This is a genomic window from Arthrobacter sp. TJ-178, assembly GCF_058269275.1.
Genome location: NZ_JBZCNK010000004.1, coordinates 402,880 through 421,826 on the forward strand (window position 1 = coordinate 402,880; position 18,947 = coordinate 421,826).

Annotated in this window: 10 protein-coding genes and 1 pseudogene; all 11 read right to left on the minus strand. The window is 63.6% G+C overall.

Going from position 1 to position 18,947, the window contains the following annotated elements; translation table 11 throughout:
* Positions 1-53 precede the first annotated feature (53 nt).
* The gene (locus tag AC4D2Q_RS13505) at positions 54-782 is read right to left on the minus strand and encodes a phosphocholine cytidylyltransferase family protein (protein ID WP_490947008.1); all 729 of its coding nucleotides are present in this window, start codon (positions 780-782) and stop codon (positions 54-56) included.
* A 221-nt stretch (positions 783-1,003) separates the two neighbouring features.
* Positions 1,004-3,910: a CDP-glycerol glycerophosphotransferase family protein gene (locus AC4D2Q_RS13510; RefSeq protein ID WP_490947010.1), complete on the minus strand. Its 2,907-nt coding sequence runs from the start codon at positions 3,908-3,910 to the stop codon at positions 1,004-1,006.
* 83 nt (positions 3,911-3,993) lie between these two features.
* Positions 3,994-6,741: a bifunctional glycosyltransferase/CDP-glycerol:glycerophosphate glycerophosphotransferase gene (locus AC4D2Q_RS13515; RefSeq protein ID WP_490947012.1), complete on the minus strand. Its 2,748-nt coding sequence runs from the start codon at positions 6,739-6,741 to the stop codon at positions 3,994-3,996.
* 467 nt (positions 6,742-7,208) lie between these two features.
* Positions 7,209-7,371 (minus strand): annotated as a pseudogene (locus AC4D2Q_RS13520) (DapH/DapD/GlmU-related protein); the annotation flags it as partial.
* A 540-nt stretch (positions 7,372-7,911) separates the two neighbouring features.
* The gene (locus tag AC4D2Q_RS13525; RefSeq protein ID WP_490947015.1) at positions 7,912-11,040 is read right to left on the minus strand and encodes a bifunctional glycosyltransferase/CDP-glycerol:glycerophosphate glycerophosphotransferase; all 3,129 of its coding nucleotides are present in this window, start codon (positions 11,038-11,040) and stop codon (positions 7,912-7,914) included.
* Entirely contained in the window at positions 11,037-12,329 is a 1,293-nt protein-coding gene (gene wecC, locus AC4D2Q_RS13530; RefSeq protein WP_490947017.1) for a UDP-N-acetyl-D-mannosamine dehydrogenase, read from the minus strand. The genes AC4D2Q_RS13525 and wecC overlap by 4 nt, the downstream gene beginning before the upstream one ends.
* Complete coding sequence (locus AC4D2Q_RS13535; protein ID WP_490947021.1) at positions 12,310-14,217, minus strand: glycosyltransferase family protein; 1,908 nt, start codon at positions 14,215-14,217, stop codon at positions 12,310-12,312. Before AC4D2Q_RS13535 ends, wecC begins: the two co-directional genes overlap by 20 nt.
* Positions 14,218-15,117, minus strand: coding sequence for an ABC transporter ATP-binding protein (locus AC4D2Q_RS13540; protein WP_490947023.1), 900 nt, complete (start codon positions 15,115-15,117; stop codon positions 14,218-14,220).
* Positions 15,104-15,991 (minus strand): ABC transporter permease, encoded by an 888-nt coding sequence (locus AC4D2Q_RS13545; protein ID WP_490947025.1) that lies wholly within the window; start codon positions 15,989-15,991, stop codon positions 15,104-15,106. Before AC4D2Q_RS13545 ends, AC4D2Q_RS13540 begins: the two co-directional genes overlap by 14 nt.
* Positions 15,991-17,733 (minus strand): glycosyltransferase family 4 protein, encoded by a 1,743-nt coding sequence (locus AC4D2Q_RS13550; protein WP_490947027.1) that lies wholly within the window; start codon positions 17,731-17,733, stop codon positions 15,991-15,993. Before AC4D2Q_RS13550 ends, AC4D2Q_RS13545 begins: the two co-directional genes overlap by 1 nt.
* Positions 17,730-18,938, minus strand: coding sequence for a glycosyltransferase family 4 protein (locus AC4D2Q_RS13555; protein WP_490947029.1), 1,209 nt, complete (start codon positions 18,936-18,938; stop codon positions 17,730-17,732). The genes AC4D2Q_RS13550 and AC4D2Q_RS13555 overlap by 4 nt, the downstream gene beginning before the upstream one ends.
* Between the last annotated feature and the right edge of the window lie 9 nt (positions 18,939-18,947).

Genomic DNA, 18,947 nt, shown 5'->3' on the forward strand with positions numbered 1-18,947 from the left:
ATCATTGGTGTGTGACTCATAGGTGAATGCTCGGCGGAGACCGAATACCTTCCTTACGCTGCTGGGGACTGTTTTACGTGGCTGTCAGCCGCGAGGCAATCGTTGGCTCGCTCAAGATCTTCTGCAAAATCTACTTCTACGGCGTAGTAACGACTGATAGCTACCGGAAGGTAGCTAACCCCATCCTCCTGAATCGTCTTCACGATGCCACCCTCGAAGTATTCCTGATCCTCAACTTCGTCAAGTCGCTGGATGAGGTGCTTCTTGTCTCGCGATGAAATGTAGTTGATCCCAACTGCTTCGCCAAGGGCGTTTTCCACGGCTTTGGAGAGTTCCTTGATATGTCCGTCAGTGTCAACGGTGTACTTCACCTCTTCGTCCGACACAACGGAGGTATCGACGGCTACAAAGGAGCGGTCATCGTGAACATTTGAAGCGATGTGAATCAACAGTTCGGGATCAAAGACAACATCGCCGTTCATCCACAGGACACCGCCATCCGCGGAGTTCCGGAGTGCCTTCAGCAGGCTTTTTGAGGTGTTTGTCTGATCGAAGGCTTCGTTGTACACGAAGGACGCGTTAGGAACGTGCTCCATAATTTGCTCGAGCTTGTAACCGACGACGATGGTCAGGCGGAGGTCGTCCCCAAAGGCTGCGTGCAGGTTTTCCACCTGCTGGGTCATGATGGTCCGGCCATCGTCGAGCTGAGTGAGCGCTTTGGGATGCGGCCGTGCGAGCCTGGTTCCCATACCGGCAGCGAGAATAACGGCTTGCACATTCATGTGTTTTCCTGTTCGTCGGAAGAAGTGTCCTGAGGGGAATACCCTGTCAGGACCCACAGCTGGTCCGCCGTACGTCGCAAAATCTAGATACCATGCATTCCCCCTCCAAAGGATACTCGGAGGCGAACAAAAGGCGAACATTTGGGAAATATAGCTTTTGCGGGTCCATCTGACCGTGTCTTGTGCTTGGAAACGGGAGACTACCACTTTGTCTGTAGTCGTTAGTGGTTTTCGGTACCGTTCAGCGCCTTAGTCCACACAGACTGCACAACCCTAGCGGCGGCAGTGCCGTCGTCGGCCGGCGCATACCGGCCTGCGAATTCCTTGTAGCGAAGGAATCGTTGTTCATCTGCCGCTTCCTCAAGCAGGATCGCTTCCACCAGTTCCTCACTGCTGCGGGCTACTGGCCCGGGAGCCTGAGCCTCAAAATCAAAGTAGAAACCCCGTTCGGTATCCCGGTAACGCTCCAGATCCGGAGTCAGGAAGTATATGGGTTTGCCGGTTACACAGAAATCAAACATTGCCGATGAATAGTCGGTGACCAAAAGGTCCGCAGCCAAATAGAGGTCGTTGACCTCCGGATAGGCAGTGACGTCCTGGTAAAGGCGCTGGCCCGTGGTCTGCCGGCGGCCCGCGATCTTGTGATGCCCCCGGTAGAGCAGCACATAGTCCGGGCCCAGCTGCGTCGCCGCAAGTTGAAAATCCAGGTACGGATTTATGGCGGATGTGCCGTCCCTCCACGTGGGCATGTAGAGAAGCGCCTTTTGGCCCGCGGCGATTCCCAGCCGGTGTCGGGCCTCCTCCCGGCGCAGGGGTGCTGATTCATCAGCCAGAGCATCGTTGCGCGGATACCCGAGAACGGCGGGACGGCCGCGGTAGCCGAAAGCAGCCGCCAGAGTGTCTGCGGCGAAGTCATTCTGTGCGAGGAGCATGTCCCAGGCGGATGATTCACGGCGGATCAGGGCGCGGTAGGAGGCGGTGCTTCCGGACACAGGCGTGTCCATGCCGATGCGCTTGAGCGGTGTTCCGTGCCAGGTCTGGAGATAGAACTGCCCCGGGCGCTTGCGGAAGTAGTGGGGAAAGTTGTTGTTGTTGACCAGATAGCCGGCCGTGGCCAGCAAGCGGAACCATTCCCGGCTTTCCCGCAGCACGGGTGTGCAGTCCGGCGGGACCGGTACGGAGTAGTCCGCGACGGTCCAGTACCGGCGCAGGTCAGGCCTCCGTGTACCCAGGACATCACTGATGGCACGGCCGCTGTCCGAGCAGGACTTGCCGTCGAAGGTCTCGAAAAGCACGGCCTGCTGGTCCACCGCTTCCCGGTAACCGGAATACTCGGAGACCAGGTTGCTGCGGCTTAGTGCCGTGCGTTCAACGAGTGTTCGCGGGGCCGAAACCCGAAGCACCAAATCCTCATCGTTGCCTTCCCCCACTAGTTCCAGCGATGCCGATCCCCGCTGCGCCGCGAGCGGCAGCTTGGTAAGCAACTGTCCCAGCGCCTGCACTCTGACGGTTCGGGCGGGTCCGGGGCCATCGGACAGTACGGAGAGCACCCGGTAGTGGCCGGCTTCCAGCGCGCGGCCTTGCTGTCCCCACTTGTTCTGGACGAGGGGAAGCTCAGTCCGGAAACGATGAGTGTCGTCCAGCCACATAGTGGACAGCGCATGCACTTCATTGCGGGCCGTTCTGAGCAGCATTTGGGGAGGACCAGGGTCCGGTTGTCCCACCGGGCGCATCGTCCGCCCTTGCAGGATCAGCGCACTCCCGTCCAGGCTTATCTCGGCGCTGTCCAACGTCACACGCGCCGGGCGAACCACCATCTGCAGGTAACCGAACCCGCTGCACTCCGCCCGCAGCGCAGCCGAGGGGTTCGAGGATGCAGCCAGCTCTTGCCCGGAACCGGCCCAGCCCACCGGTTCCGTCCGCCCGTTGGGCAGCACTGCGGTGACGGTCCAGCGTTTGTCTTTTCCGGCCCCGGAAAATCCCGGGACAGCGGCCATATCAACGGTAAAGGTCCCGTCCGGCTGCACCGGCTCAAACTCTGTGGGCTGCTCCCCCGGCACATCAAGCAACAGTCCTGCCGGCGTCGTGCCGCCGGCACCGCCGAAGCCCACCGTGACCACGCTTCCGGCCACCTCTACGGAGGCGGTCCGGCAGGAGTATCGAACCGTTCTCAGCCTCAGGCCATCGGTGCGGTCCATCAGCCCGACGACGCGGGTGCGCTCGTCGGCCAGCGGACCCACCGGAAGCCGCCGCGGAACCGTGTCGGCATCCCTGCTGCGGATCGTGTCCGTCACGGCAATTCCACCAAAACGCAGTGTCACTTGGAGCGCCCACTGTGCGGCGGCTCCGGTGTCCGGTTTCAGGTCCACCAATAGGCGCGGATCCACGGTTGCAGTGAAGGCTGCCCCCGCGTAGGACATCCAGCGGTCAGCTGCGGCGAGGTCAATCCGCGGATCCTGTCCCCTGAACACGGCGAGCGCCGCTAGGGTGCTTGAGTCGCCGCGCCGCAGCCCGACTTCCAAACTACAGTCAGCAGGGTCGATACCGGGGAGATATGCCCATCCGCCGAGGTGAAGGGTCCCTTCCGCGGTCCATGCGAAACGGGTCAGTCGGGCCGCCAGGGGCAGGTCCGCCTCAGCCAGACCGAGCAGGTCAGGGTCAACAGGTTCGCTGAGCACCTGCAGGTACGACGGCGCGGCCGTAAGATCGCTGATGCTCTGCACCGGGTGCCCCGGAGACAGGGGATAGTTCCGGCCATTGTCTTGGAGATCTGCAAGGACGTTCAGAACATCGCCGCGGCGGCCGTGTGCCGTCAGCCAAAGCAGCACCCGCTGATGGACACCCTGAAATGTCTGCAGGGCCTGCTTGCCTCTCGGATTCTCCAGCACGGCCTGCGCAAACTCCTGCAGCACCTCAAACCGGTCCGGTTCGCTGTGCTGCACGTATTCCACGTGTGCTGCCACATCGGTGAGGCGCTGTGCGTACCAGCGCAGCGCCTCAGTCTCCGGAGCTTGTGAATGGACGACGGCGGCAGCGGCGTTCACCTCACGCAGCCACCCGTGCAGCTCGGCCCGACCGGCTTCGGGAGAAGGCGAAGGTGCCGTGGGCGGGGCGGCCCATTCTGGCACTGCCGGTTGCACCGGGGCCGCTGCGGCTTGGTCAGACCGTCGCTGCAGCTGTTTTACACCCCGTTTGAGCCATCCCGCAGCCTTCATTCGGCGGCGCTGCCGGAAAGTTCGTCCAGGGTTCGCTGCCGGTCCCATGGACGTCCCAGGTTCTCCACCGCCGCGGTGATCCGCTCACATGACCGCGAATCCCAGAAGGGGAAGGTGTCCCGCACCCGTGCCTCGTACATCTCCTCGCGCACCAGTCCCCCGCTGATGATCCGCTGCAGCTCCCTGATTGCTCCGTCCACATCGGAGGTCACCGGGCCAAAGCCGTGCCGGGCATAATCGAAATACCCCTTGCGGTACACGTGCTTGCCGCGGAAAATCTCGTCGCCGTCAAACTGCAGGTAAATAAGGTTGCTCCCCGCATACGCGGCGTCAAAGGCAATGGAGGAATGGTCGGTGATCAGGGTGTGGGCTTTGGTGAGTTCAGCCTGGACGCTCACGTCCCGGTACCGCGCCGCCCGCACAAATTCGGGCAGGTCCAGATACGGCACCACGAATTCGAACTCGGGATGCGGCATGAAGACCACGTCCACGCCCTGGTTGACGCTCAATTCCTTCAGTTCGGCGGACCGGAGCAATGTCATCCAGGTTCCGCCAAAGTCCGTCGCTTCAAAGGCCCGGGCTGCCTCAGCCGGCGTGGCACAGACCTCGATGACCTTCTTCACGTACTGCCGCCAGGTGGGGGCAATCAGGACCTGACGGCGTTCCTGAACAGGTGAAGCCAGGGCTGCTGCGCGCAGGGCGTCGTAGCGGGGAAGCCCCACGAGTTTGGCCTGGTGGTTCGACAGACGGTACACACTGTTGTTGCCCGCAATCGATTCGTGCTCGCTGCGGGTGGTCGTGACCATTGCCGCGATGTCCTTGCCGTTGATCCACCGCGACATATCGTCTTTGATGACGCCGTGCTGGAGGTAGACAAATTTGGCGTCGCCGCTGCCATAGCGTTTCCGGTTTACCGGGTATTCAACGTTCCAGTTGGCGTGGGAGGAGAGTTTATAGGCGGCGTTCAGCACCAGGAGCACCGCTTCGTCCGAGCCGTAGGGAACCAGCTTGAAACCGTCACCGCGCAGCCGGTGCCAGTCTTCGCAGTCCTGTTCGATGACAAAGAACGCGTTGATGTCCGGCCGGTGCTTCATGAGGTACCGGTAGAGGTGCTCCGCATTGTCGTCGGCCCGGTCAATCCGGTCCATCAGCAGCCAGGCATCCTTGTACCGCGAGCGCACCGGTTCGGAGGCAGCCGAAGCGATCAGCGCCTGGTCCGCAGCTTTCCGCTTCCTGGCTTCGGCGGCTTTGCGCTGCCGGCGCAGCACCCGCAGTACTGCCGCTGCCAGGGTGCGGGGGCGGGACTGTCCGGACAGGATCTGCCGGGCCGTCAGCCCCGTTCGGACCCGCGCCAGGCTCCGGGAAACCCGGGTTCCGGCGGCTCTCCGAGCCAGGCGCCCCTGAGCGGGTCCGGCGGCCAGTTCAAGATAGGGAGCCGGCAGGGGCCTGCGCCCTGGCTGCAGGGGCACCCTTCTGTCGGTGGTGGGAACTGCCGCAACCCCGTCCAATACGATCTCGGTGCTCTCCCCCGCAGGAAGAACAAGGATGCGCTCGCGGATCAAAATTCTTCCCAGTACCCGGTGTTCCATGACCTTGGCGGCCACCGGCGTCCGGGAAACACCGTCCACTACGTACCCTTCCTGCGGGAGGTCCCCCTGGAAAAGGTAGTGATACGTGGTGACCTGCTGCACCGGATCGGTTTTGCCCTGCACTACTAGCGGATCGGCGTACTGGATGCCCTTGTAATGGGTACGGAGAATGTTGTGGAACAGCCATCCCTGGCTGACCACGCTGAACGTATTGACGACGTCCTCGTCGATCAGGGAGATGATGCGTTCCAGCAGTTCGTGCATGCTGGCCTGCTGCTCGGGTGTGGCTGAGCCGGTGTCGCTGTGCATGCGTTTGTCATCAATGTAGAACCACACCAGGTCGTAGAGGACCATGTACTGCGCCCAGTGGGGAACCCTTCCGGCGCTGGAGCGGATGGCCTCGAGCATTCCCAGCCAGCCGTACTGCGGCAGGTCGCTGTACGCGCGGGGATCTCCCCACGTCCCCTGCACCAGGGACGCTGCACCGGCGCGCTGGCGGCGGTAGTAATAGGTGGCTGAGGCAACGAGGCCCACCACGGGCTTTTCCGCTACGGCAAGATAACGCCCAATGAGGTTGGCGTCCTCGAACTTGGGACGGATCCGCTCATCAAAACGAAGGCGGTGCGTCTCCAGGACATCCCTGCGCAGGAAGGTGGTGGGCCCGTGCATGTGGAAATACTCCGGGTTCGCATCAAGATCAACCAGCAGGTCACCCTGACGGAACTTCCGGTTCAGCGGGTGCCCCTGGGAGGTCCGCAGGGAAGCGTCATTGAACTGCACGAGGCGGCCCGTGAGCATTTGCGCCGATTGCTGGGTGTCACGGCTTAGAAACGCCGCAATCCGCTCAAAATAGCCCGGATGGAAGGCGTCATCGGGATCGCAGAACGTCACCCAGTCGTTCCGCACCAGGTCCAGCCCCACATTGCGGGCCGAGGCTGGCCCGCCGTTGTCCTTGCGGACCAGCCGCACGTTTGACCGGCCGCGAGCCCATTCGGACACCACCCGCGCAGATTCGTCCGTCGATCCGTCATCGATGACGACGATGTCCAAGTCCCCCACCGGGTAGGTCTGGGCATCCAGGGATTTGAGGAAAGTGGGAACATAGTCGGCCACGTTGTACAGCGCCACTATGAGGGAAAACTGGCCCTTAGCCACGTTACTCTCCAGTCACATTCTATGGATTGCGCAGAAGACCTCGACATCACTCCGATGCACCAGCACTATTTTGTGCTCCACAATCAACACCACCAGCCCCTGTCTAAATACATACTATCGTCCCGCGTCGCCCCGCCGGGCAGCCAATCGCCACACCCAAGGCAGTACGTACGTAAATCATCTCGAAGTATTCTGTCACGTCCGAACTGGACGAGACCCGTCCAAACCCGCTTGCCCGCAATAACTTGGCGGCATCTCTAACCATGAACACCTCTAGGGCCGCAGGTTTTCGAAGTCGCTGTAGGTAAGCACTTTGGATGGCACAAAGGGCGCGATGTCGTTGGAACTCATACGGTCAGCAAATTTTACACAAAAATACTCAGGGTTCTCGAGATCAAGGTCTGATATTGATTCCGGTGAATATCGCCACCACTGCAGTTCTTCAAGCTTGGCAATGACGGCGTGTGAGAATCTGTCCTTGATCTTACGAGCGGGGACCCCACCGACAACGGAGTATGGAGCCACGTCTTTAGTTACTACGGAGTTAGCCGCGACGACGGCACCATCTCCGATGGTCACACCGTGTGCAAGTGTAACGTTTTCACCGATCCAAACATCATTTCCAATTACAATTCTTTCAATGCCCTCATCAAATGGCTCATATTTAGACTTTGCACCTCGGTCCGCTTCGAATGTCTTCATCACAAGACCATACTTATAGAAAGAAGGGCTGGTAGAAACTCTTTTCAATGGATGCTTGTTTCCCATGATTCGCATACCGAGAGCGATGGATGTATAACGTCCGATACTGACTGCCGGGTGCATGCGACTAAGAACATAGGAGAAGGATCCCATCGTCACCATCTGGGTGCCGCTGCCAGCGTAATAGCTTGAGTAAGGCTCCATAACGACGCCGGGCTGAATATCGATCATCGCATCATCTTTGTAAGTACTACCACTGGCTTCTAAAGTCACCACCCCATGCCCCATTAGAAATATTCGGTGTTCCACCAACAAGGGCCGAATGTATTTCATCGCTATTCTCATAGCGGTATCTTACTCAGATTTGATGATCAGAGGACCCTGAGCTCAGGGCTTGTTATCCTCCGAATAGCGCTTTATAATCAAGCTCAATTTCATATTAGCGCCACTATGAGGGAAAACTGGCCCTTAGCCACGTAGGCCTCCGGTTGGATTGACGAGCGGGACGGGAACTGCCAGCAGTGCAGCGGCAGCTGCCTCGGCCGCTGCGCCCCGGTCCGCGGACGCATACCGGTCCGCGACATTGCCGGACCCGGATCTTCCCGGGTCCAAAGCGCTGAGGACGCCCGTAAGTTCGGTTGTATCAGAGACCGTCGGCAGCAGAGAGAAGACATCCGCCGGATCCGGATAAAACCCCCGGGACTGCCGGTATTCTGCCAGATCGGGAACCAGCAAAACAATTGGTTTGCCGAGCACGGAAAAGTCGAAAATCGCTGACGAATAATCTGTGACCAGTACGTCCGCGGCGAGATAGAGATCATTCACCTCGGGGTAATCGGTCACGTCAACGGCCTGCGGGTGCTCTTCCAGGCGCCGCTGGCCGGCCACGTTGTGGTGGCCGCGGATCAGGAAGGTCCATCCCGGGCCCAGCCTTCGGCCGGCTTCGGCCACGTCCAGGAACCCGGTCCAGTCCGAACGCCCGGAACCGTCCCGCACGGCGTCGCGCCAGGTGGGAGCGTAGAGCAGCACCTTCTGACCGGCCGGGATGCCGAGCAGACCGCGCACCCGGTTCCGGGTTGCCCCGGCATCCGCATCCAGCAGCGAATCGTTGCGGGGGTATCCAATGGTGAGCACGTCCCCCGTGTAGCCCAGGGCCGCCGGAAGAACCTTGGCGGCAAAGTCATTCTGCGCCAGCAGCAGGTCCCACCACTGCGCTTCCCGGGCCATCAGATCCCGGTAGGACAAAGAGAGCACCCGCTGTGGCACGTCCAAGCCAATCTTTTTCAGCGGCGTTCCGTGCCAGGTCTGCAGATAGAACTGACCGGGTGACTTACGGAAGTACCAGGGGAAGTTGTTGTTGTTGACCAACCGCCGGGTGGACGCCAGCTTCCGGTACCACTGTGCCGAGCCCTGCAGCAGCGGCACCGCGTACTCCGGCACCTCCACGGAACGATCCGCGACCGACCAATAAAGGGGTTCGTTAAAACCACTGGCGGCAAGGTAATCAGAAATGGCCCGCGGACTGTCCGAGCAGCTCTTTCCGCCAAAACTCTCGAAGAGGACTCCGGGCGTAAGCTCGGGTGCCGGATCCCCGCCGAAAACCTCACGGCGCAGCCGGTACTGGTGGAAGGTTCCGGTCTCATCATCTGCCAGGGGTGCGGCGATGCTCACGGCCATGGCGCCCGACGCGGTCCGGATTCCGCGTACGCGCACGGCGCTCAGCAGGCTCGACCGGAAGGATGAAGCGGTTCCGCCGGCAACGGGCACTGCCGGATCCGAGGGGCCCGGCTGTCCTCCGCCGGCCTGCCAGCGCAGTGTGTAGGCGCCCGACGGCGGTGCCGGCAGCTCCCTGCCCCACCGCGGCGCGGCCATCGAAAAGCTCAGCCGCAGCCCGCCGTCGGGCAGGGCGGTGACCGCTGCGGCCGGTATCCGGAAGCGGGCGGTGACCAGGGCGTAGCCCGCCGTTGCGGGGGCGCCGGCCAGGACCAGTTCCACCGTGTCGGTGTCCGGTACAGTGTGCAGGGCCGTCACCTCGGGTCCGGAAACGGGGATCTCCCGGGCCGTTTGGGCTGCGGCTGGCAGGGGCACCGTTCGTTCCACGCAGTGTCCGTCGACTTCAGCGCGCAGGATCAGCTCCGGCGGCACGGGTGCGTCCAGCCGCAGGCTGAACGCCGAGTCCGCATAGCTGCAGTTCCGGTCACCGGAAAGAACGTCCAGGTCCGGATCCGTCCGGTGCTGAATCGGCAGTGCCTGGAAACCACCCGGTCCGGTGACACCGGCCGAAAGCCGGACTACGGTGCGGCGCAGGTCCACGTTGCGCAGGTAGGCGTGCCCCCGGACGCAGGCACCGCCGTCGTCCTCCAATACCGGGGGTTCCAGCGCGGCCACGAGTTCAAGGGCCTCCGGATGAACTTCCAGGAGGTCGCGGTCCACGGCGGAATCGAGAACCCGAAGCAGCGGCGGCTCAGCAAAGATCCGTTCCCGGTCAAAGACGAGAGGGCTCGCGGTGCCGTTGTTGATCCGGTCCGCCACGGCGCGGCGGATGTCCTCGCGCCGGCCTTCGGCGCTCAGATGCAGCAGCACGCGCGCCTGCGGATCGAGATCCGGCAGGAACGGCGCACCGGCAGTGCAGAACTTTTGAACGCCGTCCCGGAGCAGCTGCCAGAACTCCTCGCTGACGTCCGGGACCTGTTCGATGTAGGGGATCAGGTCCGAGCCGAGCAGCCGCCGGTGCCAGTGGGCCGCAACCGGCGCAGGAGCCTCGGCTTCCATAAGGGAGGTGACGTCACCGGCCACGGTCAGGCGGTCGCAGAGGTCTTCGAGCAGATACTTGGCCTGCGTGATGGAGGAGCCGTCTTCGCGGATCCGCCACCAGTAGACCACGTCCGCCAGCACATCGAAGGAGGTGGCCCGCAGATAGGCCCGGGCGGTGGTTTCCTGGTCCTCGTACCGGATGTCCTCCGGCATGGCGCCCACGTGCTTGTCCCAGAACTGCCGGCGGAAAACCTTGTTCCAGAGAAAGACGTCGTCGATGATCTCCGGAACATCGGTAACACTCACCCGGGACCGCGCCCGGGCATGGAGCTGCTCGGCCAGCCGGACCGGAGTCTTCCTGCCGCCGCGGATCCTGCCGTAGGAACCCACGCAGAAATCCGACCCGGTTGCGGCCAGCGAGGCCATCATCAGTTCGTAGGCATCTGGAGGAACGACGTCGTCGGCGTCGGCAAAGGTGAGGAACTGCCCGCGGGCAGCAGCGATGCCGGTGTTCCGCGCCCGCCCGTTGCCCCCGTGCGGCAGTTTGATCAGGCGGATCCGCCGGTCATACCTGGCGTAGCGGGCAGCCAGCGCTGCCGACTCGTCCGTTGATCCGTCGTCGAGGACGATAATTTCCAGGCGGGCATAGCTTTGGTTCACCAGGCTGGTGAGGCAGCGGTCCAGATACGGCGCCACGTTGTACATCGGCACCACCACGCTCAGCAGCCCGTGGTCGGAGCGGCCGGAACGCCGCCCCCGCCCCGAGGCACGCCGGATCCGTGCCTTCAGCGCCGGATGCAGGTCTGCGGCGGCACCGCTGAACCGCCGGGCAAGATTTTTCATGCCGTGGTGCGCCAGAATCCCCTGGTGTCAATGACGGCCTTCCCGGCCAGCTGTTCGGGCCGGATCTCCCGGAAGGCGTCATGATCCACCAGGAGGACGACGGCGTCCGCGGCGGCTACGGCGTCGTCCGTGAGCACCGAGGTGACGTTCGGCAGCGGTTCAAGCTCCTCCGGAAGTTTCGCGCCGAGCAGGGACCGGCCGGCGAGGATCCGGTAGCCGGGGTTTTCCAGCGCCAGCCGGCGGACGATTTCCACCGCGGGAGATTCACGGGTGTCATCGATGTTTGCTTTGAAGGCCAGGCCGAGGGCGGCGATGACGGGTGCTTCCATGCCTTCCACGGCTGCCATTACCTCGGCGACCACGTGTCCGGGCTTGGCATCATTGACCTCGCGGGCAGTGCGGATCAGCCGCGAGTTCTCCGGATCCGCAGACACAATGAACCAGGGATCCACCGCGATGCAGTGGCCGCCCACACCGGGGCCGGGCTGGAGGATGTTCACGCGCGGATGGTGGTTGGCCAGCTCAATCAGGTTCCACACGTCGATGCCGAGATTGTCGCTGATGACGGAGAGCTCGTTGGCGAACGCGATGTTCACGTCGCGGTAGGCATTCTCCACCAGCTTGGCCATCTCAGCGGTGGCCGCGTCGGTGAGGTGGATGCTGCCCTGGCAGAACGTGCTGTACAGGCCGGCGGCGGCGGTTGCCGCTTCCGGCGTCAGTCCGCCGATGATGCGGTCATTGGTGACCAGTTCAATCATGATCCGTCCGGGCAGCACCCGTTCCGGGCAGTGGGCAAACAGCACGGCGTCCCTGCCGCCGTTGGCTTCCGCGGCCAGGTCCGGGCGCAGTTCCAGAATGACATCAGCCATCCGGCGGGTGGTGCCGGGAGGTGACGTGGACTCGAGGATCACCAGGTTGCCGGGCCGGATCCGGGCGGCAATGCTCCGGGCTGCCTGCGCCACATAAACGAGGTCCGCGGTCTTGTCCTCCCGGAACGGCGTCGGCACGGCCACAATGTAGGCGTCCGCTTCCGGCATGGTTTCCTGCGCCGTGAGGAGGCCCTGGCTCACTGCACCGGCCACGTGGATGCCCAGGTCGGGTTCAATGAACGGCACCCGTCCCTGATTGACGGCCTCCACGGTGAGCGGATTGACATCCACTCCAATCACATCCAGGCCCTTGGCCGCGAGGATGGCGGCGGTGGGCAGCCCAATGTAGCCGAGGCCGACGACGGCGACGGCGGAGATTTCGGTGGCGGCCTCGCCGGCCTTATATGTCTGTGTGCTCATGTGGTCCCCCATAGAATCTCAGATCGCCGGACGCCAACAGGGTGGCGTCGTCGACCTGCCAGGTGTGCCCGGTTGCTTCCCGGACCTGAAAGTAGTTGAAACGGTCTGCTGAGTAGATGCGCTTGCCGGCGGCGGCTGCCTGCCGGAGAAAGCCGGTGTCCTCACCCAGGCCCAGTGCGGGGAAGGGCAGCTCCAGGACCAGGCTGCGGCGGGCCACGATGGTGGGTCCCATGACAAAATCCGTGTACCGGTGCTCCCGGGCTCCGAAGCGCAGCACCGTCGCGTTGGAACTGCGCAGGTGCATGTAATGGGCCTGCTTGCCGACAATGTCCGCCTTGGAATATTCCAGGGCGTGCAGCTGGTCGCTGAGATAGTGCGGGCCGTAATGGTCGTCGTCGTCCATCTTGGCCACCACCTCCCCCGTGGCGGCGGCGGCGCACCGGTTCAGGCATTCGCCCAGGGATACTGTGCGGTCAGCGGTCAGCAGCGTCACTTTGGCCAGCCCGTGCTTTACCTGCAGCGCCTTGATCTGCTCCGGAACCGGTTCGAAACCGTGGGTCAGGAGGACCAGTTCCAGGTCCACGCCCTGCTGGCGGCCCAGTGTGCTGAACAGGCTATCCAGCTGGTGCGGGCGCATGGTGGGCACCAGCGCCGAGACCGAGGGGCGGGACACCGGGCGGGCGCGGGCGGGAAGGGCCGCCTGCAAAACTGCTTCGGCCCGGTGCGCGTAGGTGTGCCGGTCCCAGATGCGGCGCTGGGCCAGGTGCACGGTCCGGTCGTTGTACTCCGGATTTGAGGCCAGAGCCCGGCTCAGCGCGGCCGCTTCCTCCCGGGTGGCTGCCACCGGAACTTCCGCGGGAGTGAAGAACTGCTCCACTGCTGTGCTGGGCGTGCTGATGACTGGGGTGCCGGCTGCACTGATTTCAAAGATCCGCCGGGCACACATGCTGGGCGAATCCACCACCGAATTGACGTTCAGGAACACTTTGTAGGCCTTATAGGCCGAGAGCATCTGCGGATAGCTCAGGGATCCCACCACGCGGGCACTCAGCGGGGCCGGGAACTGGTAATTGGGGTCCCCACAGAGCTTCCGGGAGAAGATTTCCAACCCCGTGGGAAGCTTTGCCGAGGCATCCATCGCCCCGCCCAGGAGCAGGTCCATCTGTGCCCGGCGCTCCGGGTATTTGTGCGCAAAGTACATGCCGGCAAAGGCAATGTCCCGGGAATGCCTGCCGTGCCGGGGACGGACCGGGTTGTGAATGGCCGGCTGGGCGGCGAAGGGAAGCACCCCGATGTTGTCGTGGCCGAGGTCCTGCCGGTAGAACGGCACCCGGAGCACATCGGAGGTGAACACGTGGTCAAAGAGCGCTGCCGCGGGCAGGAAGTCCTCGTAGTGCGGCGGATCTTCCTTGTTCCAGAAGACGGTGGGGATGCCCTGCTGCCGGCTCCACTGCAGCAGCTGCACCAGCTCGGGGGCGGGACCTGCCGGCCCGGCGAGTTTTCCGCGCCACAGCCGGTTGTTGCCGGCCCAGGCGGATTCGATGAACACCAGCTCCACTCCGGCATCCGTCATTTGCTGCCGCCATGAAGCGGGGTCCAGGGCAACGGTGTTCCACTCATGGGCGAAGGCCATGGCGGAGAATTCGTCGAGGATGACGCCCACCGTCAGGTCACTCCTGCGCGGAGCCGGAGCCGGCAGGGAAGCAGCCGGAATGGACAGCCGCCGGGCGGAACCGCGGCCGATCCATCCTGCTTCCACCCCGCGGGCGTTGGCGGGATCAGCGAAGCTGCGCTGTGCGCGGCTCCGGATTCTCCAGTCGCGGACCTGGGCGGGACCGCCGGCCCTGAGGTGCCAGAGCCCGGTGCGGACCTCGGCGAGCAGTCCCATTTACCGGATCTCCGTGCTGCGGCGTCCGGTGCCGCGGCCCACCACGCGGGTGACCGTCAGCGAATTGATGGCGGCCCTCCGCATTTTCCCGGCCGTAATGTTGTTGCCCTGTGAGAGCTGCTTCGTGAAATCCCGGTAGGCCTGGACGACTGCCTGGGGCTCGCCGTCCATGATGAGATCCCCTTTGTCCATCCAGACGACGCGGGTGCACATTTCCAGAATGGTTTCCAGGCTGTGGCTCACCAGGAACACGCAGCCGGCGTTCTCGCGGAGCTCGTCCATCCGCTTTTTGCTGCGGTCGGCAAACTGGGCGTCACCGGTGTTGAGAGCTTCATCGATGAGGAGGATCTCCGGATCGATGCTGGCGGCAATGGCGAAGCGCAGGCGGGAGGCCATTCCGGAGGAATAGGAGCGCATCGGCAGGTGAATGGCTTTCTCCAGGCCGGACAGCTCAACAATTTCGTCGTAGCGCTCGGCAATCTCCGCCCGGTTCAGACCCATGGCCAGGCAGCCCAGGACCACGTTGTGGTCTCCCGGCAGTTCCGGCACCAGGGCAGCGTTGACCCCCAGCATGACGGGGGTGCTTACCGCGTAGACGGCTCCCGTGGTGGGTTTGATCTGTCCGCTTATGAGCTTCATCAGGGTGCTCTTGCCCGATCCGTTGCGGCCAACAATGCCAATGGATTCACCATGCACTGCCACCAGCGACATGGGGTTCAGCGCGTCGACAGTGACGAGGTTGGGCTTGGCCGTCAGCCTGCGGAACATCTTTGCACCGGTGTTTCTGCTGTCCGCGTAGGCCGGTGCCTCGCTTGAGGGCACCCGGTAACGCATGCTCACCTCATCGATGACGATGCAGGGATCCTCCAGCAGATAGTCCAGGTCCTCAGCCGCGTCCATAGGTTTCCTCCGCCCGCCAGAAATAAAGGGCCCCAATGGCCAGCGCGCCAAACGCCCAGCAGCTGAGGATGGCCCAGGACTGCCAGTTGGGCACCGTGTTGTAGAGCAGAACGTCGCGGACGATGTCCAGGACGTTGAACAGAGGATTCAGCTTGATGATTTCCAGGAACACCGGCTGGTCGATAAACCGGTCATAGGAATAAAAAATGGCTGACGCATACATCCAGGCCCGGAGGGCGAAACTCAGGAGGTGCACCACGTCATTAACCTTGGAGATGACGCGGGCCAGAATCAGCCCGACGCCCAGGTTGAAGATGGTTTGCAGTGCAATGGCCGGGATGATCAGCAGGCCGAGCCAGGAGATTTTCTCCGTGGGCGGCATCAGCAGCACCAGGAGAACCATGACGATGAACCCGGGGATGTTGGCCAGCAGTTCCCGCAGGTTGACCGATATGGGCAGGGTCGCCCTGGGGAAACTGAATGCCTGGACCACGGCCCGGTTCTGCTGGATGGACCGCGCGCCGTTGGTGATGGCGCGCGAGCTGTACTGAAAAAGGAAGATGCCGATGACCAGGTAGCCGACAAAGTTTTCTATCCCCGCACCGGTGCCCAGCATCAGCCCGAAGATCAGGAAATAGGTCAGACCGTTGAGCACCGGGTTCAGGATCAGCCAGATGCTGCCGAGCCGGTCCCGGCGGTTGCCGCTTTGAACCCGGGATTTGGCGTCATAAAAGATGAACTCGCGGTAATTCCAGACCTGGACCAGATAGTCCACAAATCCGGGCCGCGCCCCGACTCGCTGGAGGCCGCGCACGTTCACGGAAAGCGGCTGGACCCGGGCTGCCGTTGACGCGTCAGTTTGTGCCGAACTCATCAGGCAGCACCCAGATTCTCGTAGTGTTCCAGGCAGAGGCCGGCGTTGGCCTGCCAGGTGCGGGTGGCGAGGACTTCGGTGCGGCCATTGTGTCCCAGCCGGTTCCGCAGGTCCCCGTCCAGGAGCAGGCTCTCCAGCGACTGTGCCAGGGCTGCCGGGTTTTCCGGTTGCACCAATAATCCGTTGTTGCCGTCGTTCACCAGTTCTGCCAGGGCAGGCAGCCTGCTGGCCACCACAGGGGTGCGGCAGGCCATGGCCTCCACCGGTTTCAGCGGGGTAACCGCTCGTGTCACGTTCAAGTCCTTCCGAGGCACCACAAAAACATCGAGTGCCTGATGGTACAAATGCGCCTGCTCGCGGGAAACACGTCCGGGAAACAGAACGCGCCCGTCAATCCTGAGCTCCGCGGCCAGGGCTTTAAGTCCCGGTGCAGCCGTGCCGTCTCCGGCAATGAGGCACATCAGCTGCGGATGCCGGGGGGCAAGCAGGGCAAACGCCCTCAGCAGGTCGTCCAAACCTTCATAGTCAACCAGACTGCTGACCGTTCCGATAATTGCCGAATCCGCGGGCAATCCCAGCTCCATGCGGGCCTGCCGTGGCGTCAGCGGTTCCAACAGGTAGTACTCCCCCACGGCATTGGGCAGGAGCAGGAGCTTGGCGGGATCCACTCCGGCTGCCTCAATTTCCGCGGCCATCACCGTTCCCAGGGTGGGCACCAGCGAGGCACGGTTCATCACCCGGCCCTCACAGGCTTTGAACTCGAGGTAGCGCTGGGTGCTGCGGGCGGCGTCGGACCGGGTGGAGGCCCAGGTGTCCGCCAGCTGTCCGCGGACCTCGTACACCCAGGGAATCCCCAGTGCCTCGGCCACGGCGGCGGTCACGAGTCCGTTGGTGAAGTGCGTGGTGGTGTGCAGCACAGCTGGCCGCAGCACGCGCGCCAGTGCCAGCAGGTCCTCGGCTTGGCGCTGCAGGCGGCGGTCCATGCCAAAGGGCATGCGGGCCGGGAGGAGCCGGTGGTAGGTCACGCCGTCAACGACGTCGGTGTCGCGGGCACGGAGTTTGCCCACCTGTACGGGGTAGCCCAGCCGGGTCACAGCATGGACGTTCCAGCCCAGGTCCAGCTGGGCCTTCAGGATGGAGTGCGTGCGCTGGGCGTAGCCGCTTTGGGTGTGGGGCAGGGAATTCGTAAGGACGTGGAGCACGGTGCGGGGCTGCGGGCGGTACCCCTGCACCGGCGGCAGGGTCGGCTGCCAGCCGGCAAAAACACGTGCCTCGGCCGCAAGCCGCCGTTGCTGCGCTCTTTCCCGGGCGGACCCGCCGTCCAGGGCGGTCACCGCGCCCTGCATGTCACCGTTGTACCAGTTCAGCCGGGCCGCGGTTCCCCTGCGTCCCGGAGCGTCGGGCCGCACTTCCTTCAGAAGTTCGGCTGCCAGGTCCGGCAGTCCGGCTGCGGTGGCCAGGTCTGCCCGGTGCAGCCGGCGTCCGTCACGGGCGGGGTTCTGCAAGCCGTCCCGCAGGTTTTTTTCAAGCCGGGAGATGTCACCGCGCAGCAGTGCCTCCAGTGAGGGCAGGGTTCCGCGGCCGGGGATATGCGCGGCGGCGTCCAGCAGCCGCTGCAGCATGCGCGGCGGCAGGCGGCGGGAAACTTGCAGCGCCAGCACCACGGGGTCATCGCCCAAATGCTCGACGGCGGTTCCTCCCGCCAGGCGGAGGTTGCGCAGGAGGATTCCCAAACGGTTCACGGAGTGGAGACCCCGTCTACCAGCGTGGTCAGCAGCTCCGCATAGGACTCGGCCAGGGCATCCACATTGGCGTTGTCGTGCACCCAGTCACGTCCGGCGGTACCGGTCAGCAGCCTGGATCTGTCCTGCGCCAGTTCCCGCCACAGGTCAGCCACCTTTTCGGGGTGCGCCGAAACTACGTCCCCGGCTCCGGATTCCTCAATGATCTTGCGGGCTTCGCCGAGCACAATCGCGGTCACATGCCGGCCGACGGCGAGGACTTCATAGGTTTTGGAAGGAATGGTGGTTTCGAAGGACTTCCAGTCGTCCCGCAGCGAGACCACACAGGTGTCCGCGCGGCGGTAGTGTTCCATCACCTCGGCGCCCACAGCCGGATCGTGGAACACCACCGGCGCATTCAGTTCTTTCGCCAGCGCGATGAGTTCCCGCCGCTGCACTCCGTGCCCCACGAGGCTCAACCGCACGCAGTCCCGGGCCAGGGCGGCAGCACGGATCACAACGTCCAGGCGCTGGCTCTCGCCGTGGTTGCCCAGGTACAGCACGTTCAGGAAATCCGACTTCTCCGGCGGCGGCAGAAGCAGTTCACGCACTGACACGTCCACGCCGTTGCTGACGGTCGCTACGTTGCCCAGTCCGCGGTCCCGAAGTGTCTGCGCAAAACCGTACGTCACGGTGACAACGAGGTCCGCGCGGTTTTGGATGGCTGTGATGGCGCGTTCGGCCAGGCCCTTGGCGCCGCCGGGGACCAGGCGTGCGTCCCGGGCGATGTCCGGCCAGGCATCCCGCATGTCCACGACCAGGGGCCTGCGCAGCAGGCGTGCGGCCACGTAGCCGGAGCCCAGGATCGGCAGGCTGGGGACGGTGACAATGACGGCATCCGGCCTGGGGCCCATGAGCGCCGCGGGCACGGTGCAGGCTGCCGACACCAGATGGTCCGCCAGCCGTCCCAGCCGGGTGGTGCGGTGCCAGAGGTAGGGAACCCGGCGGATCCGTTCACCGTATACGCCTGTGTCGCGGCGGAAGGCGCGGCCGGCTTCTGTACGCGGCAGGGTGCGCCGTCCGTGCGGGGCATGCGCAACCGGAGCGACGACGTCGACGTCCCAGCCCAGTTTCCGGAAGGTACGGATGATCTGGGTCCAGCGCCGCTGGGGCGGGCTGTGTTCGGGTGAATACGAGTGCGTTAGTAGCAGAACCCGCACAATCATTCCCCCAAT